The 21,844-nt window shown below is 64.4% G+C and carries 25 protein-coding genes; 7 read left to right on the top strand and 18 right to left on the bottom strand.

What is annotated here, in order from left to right; translation table 11 throughout:
* Window positions 1-22: 22 nt before the first annotated feature.
* From I6N89_RS17860 to I6N89_RS17780, 17 genes are all read right to left on the bottom strand, one after another.
* On the bottom strand, window positions 23-1,159 hold the full coding sequence (locus I6N89_RS17860; protein ID WP_207019876.1) for an ABC transporter substrate-binding protein: 1,137 nt from the start codon (window positions 1,157-1,159) through the stop codon (window positions 23-25).
* A 658-nt stretch (window positions 1,160-1,817) separates the two neighbouring features.
* Window positions 1,818-3,026 (bottom strand): type III PLP-dependent enzyme, encoded by a 1,209-nt coding sequence (locus I6N89_RS17855; RefSeq protein WP_207019875.1) that lies wholly within the window; start codon window positions 3,024-3,026, stop codon window positions 1,818-1,820.
* A gap of 215 nt (window positions 3,027-3,241) precedes the next feature.
* Complete coding sequence (locus I6N89_RS17850; protein ID WP_207019874.1) at window positions 3,242-3,442, bottom strand: hypothetical protein; 201 nt, start codon at window positions 3,440-3,442, stop codon at window positions 3,242-3,244.
* 72 nt (window positions 3,443-3,514) lie between these two features.
* A complete protein-coding gene (locus I6N89_RS17845) occupies window positions 3,515-3,868 on the bottom strand; it encodes a hypothetical protein (protein ID WP_207019956.1) in 354 nt (117 codons plus the stop codon).
* A gap of 18 nt (window positions 3,869-3,886) precedes the next feature.
* Window positions 3,887-4,666, bottom strand: a complete 780-nt coding sequence (locus I6N89_RS17840; RefSeq protein ID WP_076701816.1) for a succinate dehydrogenase iron-sulfur subunit — start codon at window positions 4,664-4,666, stop codon at window positions 3,887-3,889.
* An 89-nt stretch (window positions 4,667-4,755) separates the two neighbouring features.
* A complete protein-coding gene (locus tag I6N89_RS17835) occupies window positions 4,756-5,595 on the bottom strand; it encodes a hypothetical protein (protein ID WP_207019873.1) in 840 nt (279 codons plus the stop codon).
* Window positions 5,592-5,912, bottom strand: a complete 321-nt coding sequence (locus I6N89_RS17830) for a hypothetical protein (protein WP_207019872.1) — start codon at window positions 5,910-5,912, stop codon at window positions 5,592-5,594. Before I6N89_RS17830 ends, I6N89_RS17835 begins: the two co-directional genes overlap by 4 nt.
* An 11-nt stretch (window positions 5,913-5,923) precedes the next feature.
* A complete protein-coding gene (locus I6N89_RS17825) occupies window positions 5,924-6,289 on the bottom strand; it encodes a hypothetical protein (protein ID WP_236016709.1) in 366 nt (121 codons plus the stop codon).
* Complete coding sequence (locus I6N89_RS17820; protein WP_207019871.1) at window positions 6,274-6,642, bottom strand: hypothetical protein; 369 nt, start codon at window positions 6,640-6,642, stop codon at window positions 6,274-6,276. Before I6N89_RS17820 ends, I6N89_RS17825 begins: the two co-directional genes overlap by 16 nt.
* Window positions 6,643-6,719: 77 nt before the next feature.
* Window positions 6,720-8,525, bottom strand: coding sequence for a succinate dehydrogenase flavoprotein subunit (gene sdhA, locus I6N89_RS17815; RefSeq protein WP_207019870.1), 1,806 nt, complete (start codon window positions 8,523-8,525; stop codon window positions 6,720-6,722).
* A gap of 19 nt (window positions 8,526-8,544) precedes the next feature.
* Window positions 8,545-8,916, bottom strand: coding sequence for a succinate dehydrogenase, hydrophobic membrane anchor protein (gene sdhD, locus I6N89_RS17810; protein WP_076701795.1), 372 nt, complete (start codon window positions 8,914-8,916; stop codon window positions 8,545-8,547).
* A 14-nt stretch (window positions 8,917-8,930) separates the two neighbouring features.
* Entirely contained in the window at window positions 8,931-9,326 is a 396-nt protein-coding gene (sdhC, locus tag I6N89_RS17805; RefSeq protein WP_076701791.1) for a succinate dehydrogenase, cytochrome b556 subunit, read from the bottom strand.
* A 232-nt stretch (window positions 9,327-9,558) separates the two neighbouring features.
* Entirely contained in the window at window positions 9,559-9,762 is a 204-nt protein-coding gene (locus I6N89_RS17800; protein ID WP_076701786.1) for a hypothetical protein, read from the bottom strand.
* Window positions 9,763-9,861: 99 nt separating this feature from the next.
* Window positions 9,862-10,893, bottom strand: coding sequence for a MaoC family dehydratase (locus I6N89_RS17795; RefSeq protein WP_207019869.1), 1,032 nt, complete (start codon window positions 10,891-10,893; stop codon window positions 9,862-9,864).
* Entirely contained in the window at window positions 10,893-11,096 is a 204-nt protein-coding gene (locus I6N89_RS17790; protein WP_076701777.1) for a DUF1737 domain-containing protein, read from the bottom strand. The genes I6N89_RS17795 and I6N89_RS17790 overlap by 1 nt, the downstream gene beginning before the upstream one ends.
* Window positions 11,097-11,100: 4 nt before the next feature.
* Window positions 11,101-11,646, bottom strand: a complete 546-nt coding sequence (locus I6N89_RS17785) for an NnrU family protein (protein ID WP_207019868.1) — start codon at window positions 11,644-11,646, stop codon at window positions 11,101-11,103.
* A gap of 42 nt (window positions 11,647-11,688) precedes the next feature.
* Entirely contained in the window at window positions 11,689-12,540 is an 852-nt protein-coding gene (locus I6N89_RS17780; protein WP_207019867.1) for an HpcH/HpaI aldolase/citrate lyase family protein, read from the bottom strand.
* Between the two features lie 282 nt (window positions 12,541-12,822).
* Here I6N89_RS17780 and I6N89_RS17775 point away from each other — a divergent pair, with 282 nt between their 5' ends.
* Together I6N89_RS17775 and mdh are read left to right on the top strand one after the other, a co-directional pair.
* Window positions 12,823-13,128: a hypothetical protein gene (locus tag I6N89_RS17775; protein ID WP_076701765.1), complete on the top strand. Its 306-nt coding sequence runs from the start codon at window positions 12,823-12,825 to the stop codon at window positions 13,126-13,128.
* A 276-nt stretch (window positions 13,129-13,404) separates the two neighbouring features.
* A complete protein-coding gene (gene mdh, locus I6N89_RS17770) occupies window positions 13,405-14,367 on the top strand; it encodes a malate dehydrogenase (protein ID WP_207019866.1) in 963 nt (320 codons plus the stop codon).
* Window positions 14,368-14,383: 16 nt separating this feature from the next.
* Here mdh and I6N89_RS17765 read toward each other — a convergent pair whose 3' ends face one another.
* Entirely contained in the window at window positions 14,384-15,424 is a 1,041-nt protein-coding gene (locus I6N89_RS17765; protein ID WP_207019865.1) for a glycosyltransferase family 2 protein, read from the bottom strand.
* A 274-nt stretch (window positions 15,425-15,698) separates the two neighbouring features.
* Between I6N89_RS17765 and sucC the strand changes: the two genes are divergently transcribed.
* From sucC to I6N89_RS17740, 5 genes are read left to right on the top strand one after another with little or no spacing between them, the layout of a single operon-like run.
* Window positions 15,699-16,892, top strand: coding sequence for an ADP-forming succinate--CoA ligase subunit beta (gene sucC / locus I6N89_RS17760; protein WP_207019864.1), 1,194 nt, complete (start codon window positions 15,699-15,701; stop codon window positions 16,890-16,892).
* Window positions 16,893-16,904: 12 nt separating this feature from the next.
* Complete coding sequence (locus tag I6N89_RS17755; protein WP_207019863.1) at window positions 16,905-17,264, top strand: hypothetical protein; 360 nt, start codon at window positions 16,905-16,907, stop codon at window positions 17,262-17,264.
* A 9-nt stretch (window positions 17,265-17,273) separates the two neighbouring features.
* Entirely contained in the window at window positions 17,274-18,161 is an 888-nt protein-coding gene (gene sucD, locus I6N89_RS17750; RefSeq protein ID WP_207019862.1) for a succinate--CoA ligase subunit alpha, read from the top strand.
* 8 nt (window positions 18,162-18,169) lie between these two features.
* A complete protein-coding gene (locus I6N89_RS17745; protein WP_207019861.1) occupies window positions 18,170-18,874 on the top strand; it encodes a sulfotransferase family 2 domain-containing protein in 705 nt (234 codons plus the stop codon).
* Entirely contained in the window at window positions 18,871-21,843 is a 2,973-nt protein-coding gene (locus I6N89_RS17740) for a 2-oxoglutarate dehydrogenase E1 component (protein ID WP_207019860.1), read from the top strand. The genes I6N89_RS17745 and I6N89_RS17740 overlap by 4 nt, the downstream gene beginning before the upstream one ends.
* Window position 21,844 lies beyond the last annotated feature (1 nt).

Below are 21,844 nucleotides of genomic sequence, written 5' to 3'. Positions count from 1 at the left end.
GTCTCGGGCGGGGCCGCCGGGTTTACTGCATCGGGCAGTCGGCGACATAGGCGCTCGACCGGTCCTCGATCGCGGTGGCGACGATCTTGTTGGTGTAGATGTCGCCCTCCTTGATCACCTCGCGGATATAGATGTCCTGGATCGGGTGATTGTTGGTATCGAAGGAGAACTTGCCGCGCACGCTGTCGAACTCGGCGGCCTTCAGCGCCGCGCGGAAGGCATCCGCATCGGCAGGTTCGGCCTCGTCCAGCGCCGAGAGCATCAGGTTCGCGGTGTCATAGCCATAGGCGGCGTAGAGCGAGGGCAGCCGGCCGTATTTCTCCTCGAACGCGCTGACGAAGGTGGCGTTGGCCGGCACGTCGAGATCCTTGGACCAGTTGGAGCCGTTCTTGACGCCGAGTGCGGCGTCGCCCACCGCCTGAAGGATCGCCTGATCGAAGGAGAAGGCCGGGCCCATCACCGGCAGCTCGATGCCGCTGTCGGCATATTGCTTGAGGAAGGAAATCCCCATGCCGCCGGGCAGGAAGAAAAAGATGCTGTCGGCGCCGCTGGCCCGGATCTGCGCCAGTTCGGCGGCGTAATCGGTCTGGCCGAGCTGGGTAAAGACCTCGCCCGCCAGCTCGCCGCCGTAAAAGCGCTTGAACCCGTTCAGGCTGTCATGGCCGGCGGGGTAGTTGGGCGCCATGATGAAGGGCTTGCTGTAGCCTTCGGATTTGGCGAAGGCACCGGCGGCTTCGTGCAGATTGTCGTTCTGGTAGGAGACCGAGAAATAGTTCGGGTTGCAGCCCTTGCCCGCGAGCTGCGCCGGCGCGGCATTGGTCGAGAGGTAGAATTTGCCCTGCGCGGTGGCGGCGGGCACTACGGCCATGGCGAGGTTCGACCAGACAATGCCGGTAAGGATGTCGACCTTGTCGGACTGGATCATCTTGTCGGCGATCTGCACGGCAACGTCCGGCTTGCGCTGATCGTCCTCGACGATCACCTCGACATCGTCGCGCCCCGCCGCGTCCATCGCCAGCAGGAACCCGTCGCGCGTGTCGATCCCGAGGCTCGCGCCGCCGCCCGAAAGCGTGGTGATCAGACCGACCTTGACCTCGGCCTGCGCGGTGGCGGCCATCGCCACCAGGCTCGCGGCGGCGAGAAGCGTTTTCACGGACATTGCGGAACTCCCTGTCTTATCCCTGTTATCCCCTGCCGGATCTGCGCCCGGCGACGGCGCTACGGTTACCGGAATTGCCGGGGATGTCCATGCGGTTGAAGGGGCGGCGCTAACGGAGAGGACCTGTAGCTTCGGCTGCCCACAAGCCTTTGCGCTCGTCAAACCGCTCCACAAGCGCAACAAAAGCCGGGCGCAGTGGCTGCCCGTCGGATGCCGCACTGGCCTTGGAGCTCCGTACTTTATCCCTGCCAAATCCGGCTGACCTCTCAACAAGGCACTTCCGTCACCAAAACGGCAGCTCGCCCGAACGGGGCCGCCGCTGGGCTCGCCTCTCGGCGTTTGCAAGCAAACGCCTGCCGGCAACACATCGCTATGCGATGTGTGAGAGGCGTCTTCGGCTTGTTTCCGGGCCAGAGGCGTGGGGGGCGATGTTCGGGTCCGGATACTCGACGCGGCAGCTTGGGTGAGAATATCCTCGACAACTGAAAAGACGAGGCCCCGGATCAGGTCCGGGGCGGGGATCGCGTGATCCGTAGGGTGGGCAATTTGCCCACCATTCCCCTCTGCTCCATTGCCCGCCCCCTCCCGCCATTCGCAAAATGAAAAAGGCCGACCCCGATGGGGGCCGGCCTTTGGTCCGTGAGTCATGCGGTAGATCTCAGATCGCAACAACATCCAGCGGCGGGAAGCCGTTGAAGCCGACCGAAGCATAGGTCGATGTATAGGCGCCGCAGCAGCGGATGATGATGCGGTCGCCGGCTTTCAGGCCCAGCGGCAGCTCGACCGGGCGCTTTTCGTAGAGCACATCGGCGCTGTCGCAGGACGGGCCGGCAAGGATGCAGGCGCCGAGATCGTCGCCGTCGCGGTCGGTCAGGAACTGGTAGCGGATCGCCTCTTCCATGGTTTCCGCCAGCCCCGAGAACTTGCCGATATCGAGATACACCCAGCGGTGCAGGTCGTTGTCGGATTTCTTCGACACCAGAAGCACTTCGGCGGCAATCGCGCCGGCCTCGGCGACCAGCCCCCGGCCCGGCTCCGCCATGATCTCGGTAACGTCGCCAAAGCGCTCATGCACCAGCCCCATCACGTCGGCGGCATAGTTCATCGGCGCCTCGATCGCCTCGCCATAGAAGGCCGGGAAACCGCCACCGATGTTGAGCAGCGACAGCTCATGACCGGCCTCGCCAGCGGCGTGCCAGATGGCCGCGACCTGATCCAGAACCGGTGCCCACATCTGCGCGCGGCGGGTCTGCGAGCCGACATGGAAGGACAGGCCCACCGGGTCGAGCCCCAGCGCCTTAGACATCGCAATCAGTTCCAGCGCCTTGTCGCGGGCGCAGCCGAATTTGCGGGTCAGCGGCCAGTCGGCTTCGCAGTTCTCGACGATCACGCGGATATAGACGCGGGCGCCCGGCGCGTGCTCGGCCAGCTTTTCCAGCTCTTCCTCGGCATCGGCGGCAAAGAGGCTCACGCCCTGCGCATGCGCCCAGGCGATGTCGGACACTTTCTTGACGGTGTTGCCAAAGGAAATGCGGTCGGCCGTGGCGCCGGCGGCGAGGCACATGGCGATCTCGACACGCGAAGCGGCATCGAAGTTGGAGCCGAGACGCGCCAGCAGGCGCAGGATTTCCGGCGCCGGGTTGGCTTTGACCGCATAGTGGATGCGGGCACGGCCCAGCCCCTGCGCCAGCGCGGCGTATTGACGGGCCACCGCCTGGGTGTCGATCACCAGGGTCGGACGCGCGAACTCATGGGCGCGGATATAGGCCTCGGCGCGCGAGAGGTGCTGCTCGGGGGCAGCTTCGGCGACTTGGGGGGCAAAGACGGTGGATTGACGGGCAGCGAGCCCGGTCACGTATGCGTTCATTGGTCATCTCCAATCAGACCCGGCCATTCCGGTTTCCCGGCGCAGACCGCTCAGTTCCAAGGGAGACGTTACCGTCGCTACGTAACCGCGTGGGTGTGGAATTGCCCACCTCGACAGAGGCGCGTGCGTTGGCGTCTTGAGCGGGCATATGAGGCCAGAGCCGGATTCGATCAAGGGGGAAATTTCGCGATAATCGCAAAAATTTTCCGGGCCGCTCAGCTGTTGTCGCGCAGGCACACCGTCGGCGGTTTTCCCGCCTCGCCCTCGACCTCGGCGCCGCAGTGCACGCAGGTCCAGCGCGTGGCGCCCTCGCCCTGCCGATAGGCGCGCCAGCGGCACTGGCGCCGGCCACGATGCCGGGCGTTGTAGATCATCAGACCGATGAAAAAGGCAACGAAGCCGACAGCAAAGATCATTGCCGGCTCCGTTTCGGGATATCTGCTCTCATGACGCGTAGACTAGCCCGCCGCGCCGGCGGGTCCAGCGGCTCAGGCCGCGCGGTAATAGGCAAAGCCGTCGGTGTCTTCTTCGATCTCGCGCACGGCAGTGTGCACCAGCACCGGCTCGGGCTGATAATAGGCATAGGCCTGTTCGAGAACGGCAAGCGCTTCCTGCGCGTCGATTTTGGAGTCGGATTGTTTTTGCATCGGGTTGGCCTTTCGGTATTGCTCCGTATCCTCCCCTTGCCGGTCGAAATAGACCTTGCCGCGGCGCAGCACACCCCACGATGCTGCAAATGCGAAATGCATCTTTTGCATGGTTCCCCAGGGGCAGCCGCGCGGAGCGGCGCTGCCTTGGGCAGAAAAAACGCCGCGCCCCCCCCGGGAGGACGCGGCGCTCAATAGCGATACCCGGGAGGATCAGACGACCCGGTTCAGCATCATCTTCTTGATCTCGGCGATGGCTTTCGCCGGGTTCAGACCTTTCGGGCAGGTCTTGGTGCAGTTCATGATCGTGTGGCAGCGATAGAGCTTGAACGGGTCTTCCAGCCCGTCCAGACGCTCGCCCGTCGCCTCGTCGCGGCTGTCGATGATCCAGCGGTAGGCGTGCAACAGCGCCGCCGGTCCGAGATAGCGGTCGGAGTTCCACCAGTAGCTCGGGCAGGCCGTCGAGCACGAGGCGCACATCACGCATTCATAAAGGCCGTCGAGCTTCTTGCGATCCTCGATGGACTGCTTCCACTCTTTCTCGGGGCGGTTGGTCTTGGTCTCCAGCCAGGGCATGATGCTGGCGTGCTGGGCATAGAAATGCGTGAGGTCGGGGATCAGGTCCTTGACCACCGGCATATGCGGCAGCGGGTAGATCTTGACGTCGCCCTTGATCTCGTCGAGCCCGTAGATACAGGCCAGCGTGTTGATCCCGTCGATATTCATCGCGCAGGAGCCGCAGATGCCTTCGCGGCAGGAGCGGCGGAAGGTCAGGGTCGGGTCGACCTCGTTCTTGATCTTGATCAGCGCGTCCAGAACCATCGGCCCGCACTTGTCCATGTCGAGATAGTAGGTATCGACGCGCGGGTTTTCACCGGTATCGGGATTCCAGCGATAGATCTTGAACGCCCGGACATTGGTCGCGCCCTCGGGCTTCGGCCAGGTCTTGCCGGTGCGGATCTTGGAATTCTTCGGAAGCGTAAACTGAACCATGGCGAGCCTCTGCTGTCCTTTCGGGTGAGTCTATGGGGTGGCAAGGTCCGGTCCAGCTAGAGCGCCGGACCAAGTGAAGATCTGAAAGGTCATCTCCGGAACACCTCCGGATTGTCCTCGACGAGTTGCGACACCGCCCGCCGGTCCTTGGGGGCAAGCCCCAGACCGTTGAGCTTGCGCATGAGATCCATCGCGCCGGCGGGCAGCGCGGTGTTGGAGGCATCGGGCAGGTCGAACGTGGCGACGGTGGCGTCGTCGAGCCCGGCATGGCGGAAAAGCGCGCGCCCCATGAGGGGGGCCTCTCCGGCCAGATCGTCCTCCATGGCGTAAACCGTGACCGGCGAGGCCACCGCGGCACGGATCGTCGCGATCCCGCTCTCCCAGTCGAGCGGGGGCTGACGGGCAGCCCATGTGTCGAAATCCGCGGTTTCGCCCTTGCGCTTGACCGCCTGCCCCCAGGCGCTGCGCAGCCATTTGCCCATGTCGCGGGTATAGAAGACCAGCTCCAGAGATGCGCCGGCCAGCGCTGTTTCGAGCATCGGCAGATACTGCGCGGCCAGTTGGAAGATCGTCGCCCCGTCCGGTGCGACCACATCGGTGCCAAAGAGATTCTCGTCGGAAATCAGCGCTGTTTTCGCCGGCATCGCCGCGATGGCGGCGCGCAGCAGCTGCGCCTCGCGCTGAAGCTCGCGCGCAGTGGCGCGATTGCGCTTGCGGATGTCGTCGGCGACCGCGCGGCGCCAGCCCCGGGTCAGCGTCTCGCGCGGGCTGGCGGCAAAGCCCTCGGGCAGTTTCGCCGCATTGTCGCGCAGTACGTCCTGAATGAAGGTGGTGCCGGTCTTGCGGAACCCGCAATGCAGCACCACGCGCGACGGCCCTGTCCAGGGCTCCACACGTTGCGAGCTGCCGAAGAGCGGGAGCGCGGTCATAGCGCCCTCCCCTGCAACAGCGCCGGCAGCCCCTCGGCGGCGAGGCAGGTCAGCGTCTCGGGTTTCGACACGATTTCGCTGACGATCTGAACGGTGCTCTGCGTCGGTCCGGTCAGGCTGTCGCCGGCCAGCGCGTAGATCTGCGTCGCAGTCGCGTTGTCGATGATGCAGTCGATGGCCGGCTGCACCGGCACCCCCGGAAAGCGCTCGGTCACCACCTTGGACACGGTCGACCGCGCCGCCGCGCGCGCAATCTCGTCCTGGCTCTGCGGCGAGCAGGCGGCGAGAAGCACGGTGATGAGGAGGGCCTTGCGCAAAGCGGGGTCTCCTAAGGAAACAGTTGGAAGTTGAGCACTTCGTAGATCAAACCGCCACGCATGCAGTCACGAGTGCCCTGTGTGTAAAGGATATCGGTCACGATATCGTCGTTCAAGCCGGGCTGACCCAGCGCTGAATTCTGCGCCAGCGCCTCGATCTGCCCCCTGGTCGCATATTCGAGTGTGCAGTCCACCGCCCGTTCTGTCGGCACGCCCGGCGCTTTCTCCATCAGCACCGGCGCCACGGCGGCGCGCGCCGTCTCAAGCGCAAGATCGCCCCGGTCCGGCGCGGGCTGGAGCACCGTGCAGCCGCTCAGGGCCAGAAAGGCCCCAGCACAGGCCACCCGTCCAGCAGTGAGGATCACTGCCCCAGGCAATAAAGCGTCCCCCTGTACATGCTGGAGGCCCCGGGAGGGCATTGCCCGTATCCCGCCTCAGCCACAGGCACGGCAGACATTTCGCCCGCGTCGCGCTGACGAGCCGCCGCAGACGGGGGCGTGCCGTAGGTGTATCGCTTGACGGTTGCGCCGCTCTCGGTGCGCCGAATCTCGGTCTCTTCCGGGATCCCTCCAGTGGCGCCGGAGACGCTGGGCGCCTCGCCAACCTTGGCGGCGACGCAGGCCATCAGCGCATCTGCACCGGCTTGCGTACCGCCCTGCCCCGGCGTGATCACCGGGTTCGCCACCCCTGCCGGGTATTCGTATGTTCCAGGCGCATCGACCTGGAACATACATTGCGTCACTGGATCGGCTTTTTGCGTGCAAGCGACCAGAGACAGCAACGGCAGAAGGGCAAGCGCGTGACGCATCAGAAGGTGCGGGCCTTCGGCGCGATCTTGGCGAGGCTGATGCCGCCCTCGTCTTCCTTGGTCAGCGGATCGAGCACCACCGGACGGTGGCTGAGCGCGACCTGATTGCCCTCGACGCGGCTGATCGTATGGACCCGCCAGTTGTCGTCGTCGCGCGTCGGATAATCCTCATGCGCATGCGCGCCCCGGGATTCCTTGCGCGCCTCGGCGCCCACAATGGTGGCGAGCGCGTTGGGCATGAGGTTGGTCAGCTCCAGCGTCTCCATCAGATCCGAATTCCAGATCAGCGAGCGGTCGGTGACCTTAAGATCGCCGAGCTTGCCGGCGATGGCTGTCATCTTCTCGACGCCTTCCTTCAGGGTCTTGTCGGTGCGGAACACCGCCGCGTCCTCCTGCATGGTGCGCTGCATCTCGAGCCGCAGTTCGGCGGTCGGCGTGCCGCCATCGGCGTTGCGCAGCCCGTCGAACCGGTCGAATGCCCTGTCCACGGACGGCTGGTTCAGCGCATGCTTCGGCGCGTCCTTGTCGACCACCTTGCCGGCGCGGATCGCGGCGGCGCGGCCGAAGACCACGAGGTCGATCAGCGAGTTGGAGCCGAGACGGTTGGCGCCGTGCACCGAGGCACAGCCCGCCTCGCCCACGGCCATCAGGCCCGGCACGACGGCGTTGGGATCGTCGGCGGTCGGGTTCAGCACCTCGCCCCAGTAATTGGTGGGGATGCCGCCCATGTTGTAGTGCACCGTCGGCAGAACCGGGATCGGCTCCTTGGTGACATCCACGCCGGCAAAGATCTTGGCCGACTCGGAAATGCCCGGCAGACGCTCCGCCAGCGCTTCGGCGGGCAGGTGCGAGAGGTTCAGGTGGATGTGGTCGCCATGCTCGCCCACGCCACGGCCCTCGCGGATCTCCATGGTCATGGAGCGCGAAACGTAGTCGCGCGGCGCGAGGTCTTTATAGGTCGGCGCGTAACGCTCCATGAAGCGCTCGCCCTCGGAGTTCGTCAGATAGCCGCCCTCGCCGCGCGCGCCTTCGGTGATCAGGCAGCCCGAGCCGTAGATGCCGGTCGGGTGGAACTGGACGAATTCCATGTCCTGAAGCGCGAGGCCCGCGCGCGCCACCATGCCGCCGCCGTCGCCGGTGCAGGTATGCGCCGAGGTCGCCGAGAAATAGGCGCGGCCATAGCCGCCGGTGGCCAGAACGACCATCTTGGCGTTGAAGACGTGGAACGTGCCGTCGTCGAGCTTCCAGCAGACCACGCCCTGACACACACCGTCATCGGACATGATCAGGTCGATGGCGAAATATTCGACATAGAACTCGGCGTTGTTCTTCAGCGACTGGCCATAGAGCGTGTGCAGGATGGCGTGGCCGGTGCGGTCCGCTGCGGCGCAGGTACGCTGCACGGGCGGGCCTTCGCCGAATTCGGTGGTGTGGCCGCCGAACGGGCGCTGATAGATCTTGCCCTCTTCGGTGCGCGAGAAGGGCACGCCGTAATGCTCCAGCTCGTAGACGGCGGCGGGCGCCGAGCGGGCGAGATATTCCATCGCGTCGGTGTCGCCGAGCCAGTCCGAGCCCTTGACGGTGTCGTACATGTGCCACTGCCAGTTGTCGGGGCCCATGTTCGACAGCGACGCCGCGATACCGCCCTGTGCGGCGACGGTGTGCGAACGCGTCGGGAAGACCTTTGTCACGCAGGCGGTGCGCAGCCCCTGCTCCGCCATGCCGAGCGTGGCGCGGAGGCCAGCGCCCCCTGCCCCGACCACCACGACGTCATAGTCATGCGTCTCGTATTCGTATGCAGCCATTTTTCCGGGTCTTTCTGTCTCAGAGGGCGATCTTGGCGATGCCGAAAATTCCGGCAGCGGTGAGCGCATAGGACAGGCCCACAACCAGCATGATCAGCAGCTTCCGGGTGGAACCGCTGGTGTAATCCTCGAGCATCACGCGGGCGCCCTTGTGGAAATGTTGCATGCCGACGAAGAGTGTGAGCCCCGCGAGGATCGCCGGAAAGGGCCGCTCGAACGTGGCCAGCGCGTTCTCGTAGCCCGAGCCCAGCGCCCGGCCGAAGATGATGAGGAAGGTGGGAACCAGAAAGGCGAGCGCGACGGAGCTCACCATCATGTACCAGTGATGTTCGGCGCCGCTATGGGCCGAGCCCTTGCCAACGGCGCGTTTGCGGTCGGTCAGGTAACGCATGCTTTATGCCTCCCTCAGATCCAGAAGATGATCACGGTCGCGACGGTCAGCGCCACGGAGCCGTAAATGCAGGCCCAGCCGAGTTTTTCGGCGGTCTTGATGTCGAGCCCCTTGCCCGAGTCGAAGACCAGGTGCCGCAGCCCGGCAAGGTAGTGGTACCAGATGGCCCAAAGCGACCCGAACATGATCAGATTGCCCACCCAGGAGGTGATCCACCATTCGGCGGTTTCAAAGTATTCCGGCCCCGCGGCGAGTGCCAGGAACCACCAGACCATCAGCAGCGTGCCGACGATCAGGGCGTTTCCGGTGATGCGGGTGAGGATGGAGCTCATCGAGGTGAGCTGCGGTCGATAATACGGCCCGATCATGAAGGGGGAGAGCGGGCGCTCGATCCGGGTCTCTTCGGCCATGGCGTGTCCTTTCGGTTCCCTCGTGGCAGGGTTCTAGCGGGTTTCCCGCCCCTCTGTCACCAGAGTGCATGCGCAGCAGGCGGCTTTTTTGATCGCTTTTTGAAAAAATAAGCAGATTATGTGATCACACGCCAAAAACTGTGATCACAATTCGCACGCTAACATTCTGCGGCGCGGAAGATGTTGGAAAGTCTGATTCTGTCCGCGCGAAAGCCCGCACGGACAGATTGAGTCACTCGGGGAAGCCGAGCCGTTGCAGCGCCTCGGTTCCCTTGGCGCGCAGCGCCGGATCGGGCGAGCGGATCTCGCGATGGATCCGGCAGACAAGGCTGCTGAATTCACGTTTCCTGACCAGCGCGCTGATCGTGTCGGGGATCTGTCCGGCAGGCAGAGCCAGAACGTCTTCGGATCCGTGCGGAAGGCTGTTTGCAGACATGGCGGTCCCTCACCTCTTCAGGAACGAATCTCTCCCCGAGGTCAAGTTTAGCGGGACCGCGACATGATTGCGACGAAATCGTTAACAGCCTGGCATACCCTACTGCGGCATAAGCGCCCAATAATCCAGATCCAGCAAGACGTTAGGCAGGTATTTCCCATCCTCTCCCTTGAGCTCGAACGGCGCACCACCCTTGGTCGCCACCAGCCGCAGCCGCACCGCGCCCACACCCGGCGCCGGCGTATCGGCCTTGTCGAGCACCTCGGTCCAGGCCCTCACCGTGTCGCCGGAGAAGCAGGGATTGGCGTGCGCACCGGCATTGAGACCCACGATCATCTGCGCATTTCCCAGCCCGTTGAAGCTCAGCGCCCGGGCCATCGAGATCACATGGCCGCCATAGATCAGCCGCTGCCCGTCGGGCCGGATCGTGGCGTCGAAATGCACCTTGGAGGTGTTCTGCCAGAGCCGCGTCGCCATCATGTGCTCGGCTTCTTCGATGGTCACCCCGTCCACATGGTCGATGGTCTCGCCCACCTGATAATCGCCCCAGCGATGCGGCTCGCCCGCGAGGGTGAAATCGTAATTGTCGAAATTCAGCCCCTGCGGCACCGCCAGATCCTCCGGCGTCAGCACTTTCTTGAGATCGGGGATCACCGTCTCGGGCGCCGGCGCGTCGGGATCGTTCTTCCGCACCATCACCCAGCGGCAATACTCCATCACGGTCTCGCCGCGCTGGTTGCTGCCGGTGGTGCGCACATAGACCACGCCGCTCTTGCCGTTGGAATTCTGCTTGAGCCCGATCACCTCGGAGGACGAGCGCAACGTGTCGCCCGCATAGACCGGGACCAGCCAGCGCCCTTCGGCATAGCCGAGATTGGCCACCGCGTTCAGCGAGATATCCGGCACGGTCTTGCCGAACACCACATGGAAGGCCGCCAGATCGTCGATCGGGCTTTCCGGCAACCCGCAGGCGCGGGCGAACGCGTCGGAGGAATAGAGCGCATACCGCGCCGGGTAGAGCGCGTGATAGAGCGCCCGCTCGCCCGAAGTGACGGTGCGCGGCACCGCGTGGTCGATCACCTGACCGACGCGGTAATCCTCGAAGAAACGGCCCGGATTGGTCTTTGCCATCAATGCTCTCCCAGTTTCGTGTCGGGGGTGTAGGTGCCGTCGACCTCCTTCACCACGGCCTGGCCGCAGCGCATCACGCCATTGGCGGCGTCGAAGGCATAGGTCGGGTCGCCATGCAGCTCCCAGCCCTTGTTCAGGGCGGCGGTCACCTTGTGGCAAAAGGCCGAAGTGTCGTCTTCGGAGAGAAAGCGGTAGAGTTTCATGGTCTTATCCAAAGGTTGGGTAGCCGAGCCAGGTGTGGATCCAGCCGATGACAAGCAGCAGGACCACGCTGGCGGCGGCAAAGATGATGTCCTTGCGGATTGCGCCCTTTGCGGGGGGCGTCCAGCCCGGTTCGGCGCGGTTGATCACGGCCATCTCGACCAGCGTCCAGGCGCCCAGCCCGCCAAAGAGCACAAAGCTCGGCACATCGCCATTGACCAGCAGATGCGCCACGGCCCAGAGCAGAATGCCGGTCAGCATCGGGTGGCGCATACGGTAGAACAGCGCGCCTTTCTTCGGGCCGGGCGAGGTGAAATAGAGCGCCGCCAGCATCAGCAGGTTATTGACCCCCACCGTCGCCGGGTGTCGGCCCCAGAACACCGCGCCATCGGCCATGCGATAGCCGAAGATCATCAGCAGCACCGCGCCCACCAGCAGCAATGCGACGAGGCCACGGCCCTTGCCGCCCAGCGCCGCGCGCTGCGCCGGGGCCACGCGCTTGAAGAGATGCGCCGCCCACCAGAGCGCGACACCGAGAACGAGAAGGATCATGGGGCTCTCCTGTGATCGGGATTCGTTCCGGCCACCCTGCGGTTATTCTCCCAGCGCGGCAATGGCTTCCGCTTTGGCAAGGACGCTCTGCGCGGTCGCCACATGCAGGTTCTCGACGATCTTGCCATCGACCACCGCAACGCCCTGCCCGGCCTTCTCGGCCTCTTCAAAGGCCGCAATCTGCCGTTTCGCCAGTTCGACCTCGGCCTCGGTCGGCGCAAAGGCCGCGTTGGTGATCTCGACCTGTGCGGGGTGGATCAGCGTCTTGCCGTCGAACCCCATGTCGCGGCCCTGATCGCATTCCGCCTTCAGCCCCGCATCGTCCTTGAAGGCATTATAGACCCCGTCGACGATCACGCAGCCGGTGGCCTTGGCCGCCAGCAGGCATAGCCCCAGCGAGGCCATCATCGGCAGCCGGTCGGCGCGGAAGCGCGAGTTCAGCTCCTTGGCCAGATCGTTGGTGCCCATCACCATGCCCATGAGCTGCGGATGCGCGCCGATGGCGGCGGCGTTCAGCATGCCCCTGGGCGTTTCCATCATCGCCCAGAGCGGCTTGTCGGTGAGCCTGGCCAGCGCGTCGAGCTGCTCGGGGCTTTCCACCTTGGGCAGCAGCACCGCGTCGCAATCCATGTCGTTGGCGGCCCTGGCGTCGGCCTCGCCCCATTCGGTCTCAAGCCCGTTGATCCGCACGATCTTGGTGCGCTTGCCATAGCCGCCCAGCGACAGCGCGGCGGCCAGCGTCTCGCGCGCGGCAGGCTTTTCGCCGGGCGAGACCGCATCCTCGAGATCGAAAATGATCGCATCCACGGGCAGCCCGCGCGCCTTGTCCAAAGCCCGGTCCTTGGAGCCGGGGATATAGAGCACCGAACGGTAGGGGCGCAGCGTGAGGTCCATGAGTCTTCTCCCTGTCGAAGAAATAAAGTTGCGTGGTAGAGGTCATTTTTTTGCGAAAAGTGCAAGAGCGGAGTCGCCGCATCGCAGAAAAAAGCGACGAAAGCAGGAGACCGGCAGCACGACCGGGCCGGAACGCCCGCCCTGTTAACCATTCCTTGGGCTTTTCTGCGCAGCCTGTTGGCGCAGGGCGGAAACCGCAAGGCCCCATTCGGGCCGGCATCAGGCAGAGGGCATCACGCAGCGGGCGCAAGCACCGCATGCGACAGCCGAAAGGGCAGAGCGATGAAACGGATACTGGCCGCGCTGACGGGCCTTATCGCATTCGGGGCGACCGCTGCCGGCGCCCAGCAGAACGCCTGCGCGCCGCGCGATCAGGTGGTGGCGAAACTGGCGGAAAGCTATGGCGAAACCCGGCGCAGCATCGGGCTCGGCAGCAACAACAATGTGATGGAGGTCTTTGCCTCCGCCGAAACCGGAAGCTGGACGATCACCGTCACCTCGGTCACCGGCCTCACCTGCCTCATTGCCAGCGGCCAGGCCTTCGAGGCGCTGAACGAGGTCTTGCAGGCCCCCGAAAGCGACGCCTGACTCCTCCCCTGGGCGGCGCGAGAATCGTCCGCCGCCCCGCTACGCTGCCCGAAAAATGCCTCAAGATGCGTCCCGAACGCGCGTCTCGTTAAAACGGTATTCAAAAGCATACCGCGAAACACCACCCTAAGCCGCAGATTTCGCTACCTTTTGCGCCACCATTTCCGGGGCCTCTCCCGCTCCGCCCGGGATTGCCGCCGCGCAGCGCTCTTGCGCGCGCCCGGCCAAACCCTTAGGCAAACCTCGGAATTGACAAATGGAGCGGAGATTAGATCCATGGCAAGACCCAAGATCGCCCTGATCGGCGCGGGACAGATCGGCGGCACGCTCGCCCACCTCGCAGCCCTGAAGGAACTGGGTGACGTCGTCCTCTTCGACATCGCCGAAGGCACCCCCGAGGGCAAATCGCTCGACATCGCGGAATCCGGCCCCTCGGAAGGTTTCGACGCGACGCTCAAGGGCACGCAGGATTACGCCGACATCGCCGGCGCAGATGTCTGCATCGTGACCGCAGGCGTGCCGCGCAAGCCCGGCATGAGCCGTGACGACCTGCTCGGCATCAACCTCAAGGTGATGAAATCCGTCGGTGAAGGCATCCGCGACAACGCTCCGGATGCCTTTGTCATCTGCATCACCAACCCGCTCGACGCGATGGTCTGGGCGCTGCAAAAGTTCTCCGGCCTGCCGGCCGAGAAGGTCTGCGGCATGGCCGGCGTGCTCGACTCGGCGCGCTTCCGTCACTTCCTCGCCACCGAGTTCAACGTGTCGATGAAAGACGTCACCGCCTTCGTTCTGGGCGGCCACGGCGACACTATGGTGCCCTCCGTCCGTTACTCGACCGTCGCCGGCATCCCGCTGCCCGACCTGATCGCGATGGGCTGGACCACCCAGGAGAAGCTCGACGCCATCGTGCAGCGCACCCGTGACGGCGGCGCCGAGATCGTCGGCCTGCTGAAAACCGGCTCGGCCTTCTACGCGCCGGCCACCTCGGCCATCGAAATGGCCGAAGCCTATCTGAAAGACCAGAAGCGCGTTCTGCCCTGCGCCGCCTATTGCGACGGCGACCTCGGCGTTTCCGACATGTATGTGGGCGTGCCCACCGTGATCGGCGCCGGCGGCATCGAGAAGATCGTCAACATCAAGCTCAACAAGGAAGAGCAAGAGATGTTCGACACCTCGGTCAACGCCGTGAAGGGCCTGGTCGAGGCCTGCAAAGGCATCGACAGCTCGCTCGCCTAAGCCTTTCGCCGGGGCGTCAGCGCCCCGGCACTCCCCGGATCAGCCCGGCGAGATCGCCCGGCCCGGAATACCGCTTCGAGCCCGCGAAGACCGGCGAGCGCTCCAGCGCCCCTCCCTCCAGAAGCCGCTTGTAATGCTCGCTGTCATCGGCGTGCTGGCCGCGCTGCGCGATATATTCCACCCCCTTGCGGCCGCGCGTCAGCGGGTAATGCAGGAAGGCGGCTATCGCCTCGGAACAGCGCAGCGCCGTATCCGCCTTGTGCGGCCCGCCGGCAAAGCGCATCCCCTTCTTCCACTTCAGCAGCCCCAGCTTGGTGCAATTGAGCGAGCCGCTGAACAGCTTGCGCGACACGCGGCGATCCAGCCAGGAGGCGCGCGCGTTGATCGGACGATCCAGCCCGAAGCGGTGGCGCACCACCCATTGCGCCACAGGCCCCGCCCCCTTGGGCTTGGGGTAAAAGATCCGGTGCCGCGCGCCACCGTTGAAGATTTTCGGCGGCGACGGGTTCAGCGCCAGCACCTTCGGGGTCACCGGACGCATGATATAGCCCTGCGGAAAATCGTCCTGGGTGTCGAAGAACGGAAAGCTCTCCGCCAGCGACAGGCCGCGCGGGTCGGGATAGACGTGATCGGCGAGCGGGCGGTCATCGTACATGTCGATCATGATGGTCAGCACGACCTCGGCGCCCTCCGCCTCGATCTGCGGGATCAGGGTATCGAGCGCGACCGGCGGCACGAAATGCTCGTCGAGATCGGGCACCAGACTCCAGCGCCCGTCGCAGAGCGCATCCATGATCTCGCCGCGCCACTCCGCCTTGTCGGTCTTGAAATGCGAATGCGGCAGCGGGCGGAACACGGTGACATCGGGCTGGGCGGCGAGAAACTCGGCGGTGCCGTCGCTCGACCGGTCGTCGACGATGAGAAAGCTGGGGCGGCAGATGCGCCGGTAATGGTCGAGAAAGTCCGGCAGGATATTGGCCTCGTTATGGGCCAGCACCACCACCGGCAGCGCCTCGGGATCGTGGCGATCCGGCCCGTATCTCTCCAGATTTCGCATTTTGGCCCCTCCGCGCGCTGTTTCCCCTCGTTACCGCCGCCCTCGCCGGGCGACAATCGCAAAGGCAAATCGGCATAAAAACGCTGATTCTCCCATCACATCGCTAACATCGGGCAAACAGAATTTTTGTTTGTGATCACAGCTCCAAAAAGCGTGATCACAAATCGCAGAAATTCCTCGCAATTCGAGGGACCTGACGATATTTCGTTTAACGCAGGCCGCTATGCATGGGTATACCGGCAACGAAATCGCAGCAAGACGGGAAGATTCTTTCATGAACATCCATGAATATCAGGCGAAGGCGCTTCTGCGCGACTATGGCTGCCCGGTCTCGGACGGCCGTGTCGTTCTGACCGCCAACGACGCCAAGACCGCGGCGGGCGAGCTCGACGGCCCGCTCTGGGTGGTGAAGGCTCAGATCCATGCGGGGGGTCGCGGCAAGGGCTCGTTCAAAGAGCATGACGCCGGCGAAAAGGGCGGCGTGCGCCTGACCAAATCGGTCGAAGAGGCCGCCGAGGAAACCAACCGCATGCTCGGCCACACGCTGGTGACCCACCAGACCGGCCCCGCCGGCAAGCAGGTCAACCGCATCTATATCGAGGACGGCTCGGACATCGAATCCGAATTCTACCTCGCGCTGCTGGTCGACCGCGTGACCTCGCGCATCTCGATCGTCTGCTCGACCGAGGGCGGCATGGACATCGAAGAGGTCGCCGCCTCCACTCCGGAAAAGATCCTGTCCTTCTCCATCGACCCTGCCGTCGGCTATCAGGGCTTCCACGGCCGCCGCGTCGCATTTGCGCTGGGTCTGGAAGGCAAGACCGTCCGCCAGTGCCAGAACCTGCTCGGCAATCTCTACCGGATGTTCGTCGAGAAGGACATGGAGATGCTGGAGATCAACCCGCTGATCCTGACCACCGACGGCAATCTGAAATGCCTCGACTGCAAGGCCGGGTTCGACTCCAACGCGCTCTACCGTCACCCCGATATCGTCGGCCTGCGCGACGAGACCGAGGAAGACCCCAAGGAACTCGCCGCCTCCCAGCACGATCTGAACTATATCGCGCTCGACGGTGAGATCGGCTGCATGGTGAACGGCGCGGGCCTAGCCATGGCGACCATGGACATCATCAAGCTCTACGGTGCGGAACCGGCCAACTTCCTCGACGTGGGCGGTGGCGCCACCAAGGAGAAGGTGACCGAGGCGTTCAAGATCATCACCTCGGACGAGAACGTCAAAGGCATCCTCGTGAACATCTTCGGCGGCATCATGCGCTGCGACGTCATCGCCGAGGGCGTGATCGCCGCGGTGAAAGAGGTCGGCCTCCAGGTTCCGCTGGTCGTGCGTCTCGAAGGCACCAACGTGGATCTCGGCAAGAAGATCATCAACGAGTCCGGTATGGACGTGATCGCCGCCGACGACCTCGCCGATGGCGCCGAGAAGATCGTGAAGGCCGTGAAGGGCTAAGAGACTCCGTGCGTGTTGGTCTTCATCTATGGCATAGCGGTCTGTCTGGGCGCGATTGCGGGCGCAGTGTCCGCCGGCGTACTCATGATTCTGGCCGCTCTGCTTGCGAAGGCGACGCGCGTCTCGATCCCGTTCTCTTCTATCGCCGCTCTGGCTCTGCTCTGGCAGGTCTGGCAGCGCGTCACCTTTCCGATCCGGCAGGGTCTCGCCACGGGCGAGGTCGACGGACCGGGGGGCATCGGCGCGGTGGCCCTGCTTTTCGGAATGCACGCCTTTCTGGCGACCGGCGCGATCAGCGTGCTGGGCCTGAGCATCAGATTATGGATCGAAGCCCGCAAACGCGACGCTTCGAAACTTGAAACTGCAAAATAGGAGGCCGCAATGGCTGTCCTCGTAGACGCAAATACCAAAGTCATCTGTCAGGGCTTCACCGGCTCGCAGGGCACCTTCCACTCCGAACAGGCCATCGCCTACGGCACCAAGATGGTCGGCGGCGTGACCCCCGGCAAAGGCGGCACCGAGCATCTCGGCCTGCCGGTCTTCAACTCGGTCCACGAGGCCGTGCATGTGACCGAAGCCAACGCCTCGGTGATCTACGTTCCGCCGCCCTTCGCAGCGGATTCGATCCTCGAAGCCATCGACGCCGAGATCCCGCTCATCGTCTGCATCACCGAGGGCATCCCGGTACTCGACATGATGAAGGTGAAGCGCGCGCTGATCGACAGCCCCTGCCGCCTGATCGGTCCGAACTGCCCCGGTGTCATCACGCCGGACGCCTGCAAGATCGGCATCATGCCCGGCCACATCCACAAGCGCGGCTCCGTCGGCGTCGTCTCGCGCTCCGGCACGCTGACCTATGAGGCGGTGAAGCAGACCACCGACATGGGCCTCGGCCAGTCCTCCGCCGTGGGCATCGGCGGCGACCCGATCAAGGGCACCGAGCATATCGACGTGCTCGACATGTTCCTTGACGATGACGAGACCGAATCCATCATCATGATCGGTGAAATCGGCGGTTCCGCCGAGGAAGAGGCCGCCGAGTTCCTCGCCGAGCAGAAGAAGAAGGGCCGCTGGAAGCCGACCGCCGGGTTCATCGCCGGCCGTACCGCCCCTCCGGGCCGCCGCATGGGCCATGCCGGCGCCATCGTCGCTGGTGGCAAGGGCGACGCGGAATCGAAGATCGAGGCGATGAAATCCGCCGGGATCGTCGTCGCCGACAGCCCCGCCACGCTCGGCGAGGCGGTCATGGCAGCGATCAAGGGCGCCTAACGCGACCCATGGTCCTGGTGTGCCACGATAAGCGGTTCGTCTTCCTGAAAACGCGGAAGACCGCAGGAACATCCGTCGAGATGTTCCTGCAATCGCTCTGTGCGGCCGATGACGGCCCGCCTGTCGAGAAGACGCATGCCCTTGTGACGCCGCACTATATCGTGGGGCGTCGCCGCATTCCCGAAGACGAGCGCAACGCGCTCGACCTCGTGTGGTACAACCACATGCCCGCCAGCGACGTCCGCACGCAGATCGGCGAAGACGCCTGGCGCTCCTACCGCAAGATCGCGACGGTCCGGAATCCGTTCGATCTCGCGGTGTCGCAATTCTATTTCCGCAACGAGACGCGTGGCACCGCCCTGCCCGACGATCCCGACGCCCATGTCGCCGCCTTTCGCAAGGCCGTGCGAACGCAAAAGTGGCGGTCGAGCGATGTCGTCGTGTTTGACAGAGGGCAGTTCGTGCCCCAGCTCCTGGTACGTCAGGAAGCGATGGAACAGGATCTCGAGGCCGTGTGCGACGCGCTCGGCCTGCCCTTCGAATACAGCCAGCTACCGGTCACGAAACGCACAAGCAATATGCGCTGCGGCCTCTCCGTAGCCGACTACTACGATAACAAAACCGCGAACAGCATTAAAAAGATCTACGGATGGCTGTTCGACTACGCTGGTTACGCAGACACTCCCGCCGGAGAAGATCAGAGGACGCCATGACGGACCAAAGCCCCAACGACCAGTTTCATGCCTCAAGCTTCATGCAGGGGGCGAACGCGGAATATCTCGAACAGATGTACGCCCGCTACGCCAACGACCCGAACGCGGTCGATGCGGCCTGGGCCGAGTTCTTCAAAGCCCTGGGCGATGACGAGACCAGCGTGAAGGCCGAGGCGCAGGGCGCCTCGTGGGAGCGCGCCGACTGGCCGCCGAGCCCAAATGACGACCTGACCGCCGCGATCACCGGCGAGTGGCCCCTGCCCGTCGCGCCCGCCGAGGCGAAAGGCGCCGGCAAGAAGATCGCCGACAAGGCCGCCGAAAAGGGCGTGAGCCTCACCGACGACCAGGTGAAGCGCGCCGTGCTCGACTCGATCCGCGCGCTGATGATCATCCGCGCCCACCGGATCCGCGGCCACCTCGCCGCCGATCTCGATCCGCTGGGCCTGCATGGCCGCGACGCGCATCCCGAGCTCGACCCCAAGGCCTACGGCTTCACCGAGGCCGACATGGACCGGCCGATCTTCATCGACAACGTGCTGGGCCTCCAGATCGCCTCGATGCGCGAGATCATGGGCGTGCTCAAGCGCACCTATTGCGGCACCTTCGCGCTGCAATACATGCACATCTCGGACCCCGAGCAATCGGCCTGGCTCAAGGAGCGGATCGAAGGCTACGGCAAGGAGGTGAAGTTCACCCGCGAGGGCCGCAAGGCGATCCTCAATAAGATGGTGGAGGCCGAGGGCTTCGAGAAATTCCTCCATGTGAAGTACATGGGCACCAAGCGCTTCGGTCTCGACGGCGGTGAATCGCTGATCCCGGCGATGGAGCAGATCATCAAGCGCGGCGGCAATCTCGGGCTGAAAGAGGTCGTGGTCGGCATGCCCCACCGCGGCCGCCTCTCGGTGCTCGCCAACGTGATGAACAAGCCCTACCGCGCAATCTTCAACGAGTTCCAGGGCGGCAGCTTCAAGCCTGACGACGTGGACGGCTCGGGCGATGTGAAATACCACCTCGGCGCCTCCTCGGACCGCGAGTTCGACGGCAACAACGTGCACCTGTCGCTCACCGCGAACCCCTCGCACCTCGAAGCGGTGAACCCGGTGGTGCTGGGCAAGGTCCGCGCCAAGCAGGACCAGCTCGGCGACACCGAACGCCGCGCGGTGCTGTCGATCCTGCTGCACGGCGACGCGGCCTTTGCCGGCCAGGGCGTCGTGGCCGAGTGCTTTGCGCTTTCGGGCCTGCGCGGCCATCGCACCGGCGGCACGATCCATATCGTGGTGAACAACCAGATCGGCTTTACCACCGCGCCGCATTTCTCGCGCTCCTCCCCCTACCCCACCGACAACGCGCTGGTGGTCGAGGCGCCGATCTTCCACGTCAACGGCGACGACCCGGAGGCCGTGGTGCACGCCGCCAAAGTGGCCACCGAGTTCCGCCAGAAATTCGGCAAGGACGTGGTCATCGACATGTTCTGCTACCGCCGGTTCGGTCACAACGAGGGCGACGAGCCCATGTTCACCAACCCGGTGATGTACAAGCAGATCAAGAGCCACAAGACCACGCTGACGCTCTATACCGAGCGGCTGGTCAAGGACGGTCTGATCCCCGAGGGCGAAATCGAGGACATGAAGGCCGCCTTCCAGGCGCATCTCAACGAAGAGTTCGAGGCCGGCAAGACCTACAAACCGAACAAGGCCGACTGGCTGGACGGGCGCTGGTCGCATCTCGACCGGCAGAAAGAGGGCAATTACCAGCGCGGCGAAACCGCGATCAAGCCCGAGACGCTGGCAGAGATCGGCACTGGCCTCACCACTGTTCCCGAGGGCTTCCCGCTGCACAAGACCGTGGGCCGCTTCCTCGATCACCGCAAGAAGATGTTCGAGAGCGGTCAGGGCTTCGACTGGGCAACCGCCGAGAGCATCGCCTTCGGCTCGCTGCTGACCGAAGGGTATCCGGTGCGTCTGGCCGGTCAGGACAGCACGCGCGGCACCTTCTCGCAGCGCCATTCCGGCCTGATCAACCAGGAGAACGAAGACCGCTACTACCCGCTGAACAACATCCGCGAGGGTCAGGCGCGCTATGAGGTGATCGACTCGGCGCTATCGGAATACGCGGTCTGCGGCTTCGAGTACGGCTATTCGCTGGCCGAGCCCAACGCGCTGGTGCTCTGGGAAGCGCAGTTCGGCGATTTCGCCAACGGCGCGCAGATCATGTTCGACCAGTTCGTCTCTTCGGGCGAAAGCAAGTGGCTGCGCATGTCGGGCCTCGTCTGCCTGCTGCCGCACGGCTTCGAAGGCCAGGGGCCGGAGCACTCCTCCGCCCGTCTGGAGCGCTTTCTGCAAATGTGCGGTCAGGACAACTGGATCGTCGCCAACTGCTCGACCCCGGCGAACTACTTCCACATCCTGCGCCGGCAGCTGCACCGCTCCTACCGCAAGCCGCTGATCATGATGACGCCGAAATCGCTGCTGCGTCACAAGCTGGCGGTCTCGGATGCCGACTCCTTCACCACCGGGTCGAGCTTCCACCGGGTGCTGTGGGACGACGCCGAGAAGGGGCATTCGGAAACCAATCTGAAGCCCGATGCCGAGATCAAGCGCGTGGTGATGTGTTCCGGCAAGGTCTATTACGACCTGCTGGAAGAGCGCGACGCGCGCGGGCTCGACGACGTCTATCTGCTGCGGATCGAGCAGTTCTACCCCTTCCCGGCGCTGTCGCTGGTCAAGGAGCTGGAACGCTTCAAGGGCGCCGAGATGATCTGGTGCCAGGAAGAGCCCAAGAACCAGGGTGCCTGGACCTTCATCGAGCCCAATATCGAATGGGTGCTGGGGCGTATCGACGCCACCCACAAGCGGCCGGTCTATGTCGGTCGCGCCACCTCGGCCTCGCCCGCGACGGGTCTGGCCAGCCAGCACAAGGCACAACAAGAGGCGCTTGTGAACGAAGCGCTGACCATCGAAGGGAATTAAG

Origin of the sequence: Salipiger abyssi (assembly GCF_017311415.1) — a bacterium.
Classification (GTDB): domain Bacteria; phylum Pseudomonadota; class Alphaproteobacteria; order Rhodobacterales; family Rhodobacteraceae; genus Salipiger; species Salipiger abyssi_A.
The sequence above is the reverse complement of the archived record's forward strand: the minus strand, read 5'-3'. Positions and strand labels throughout refer to the sequence as shown.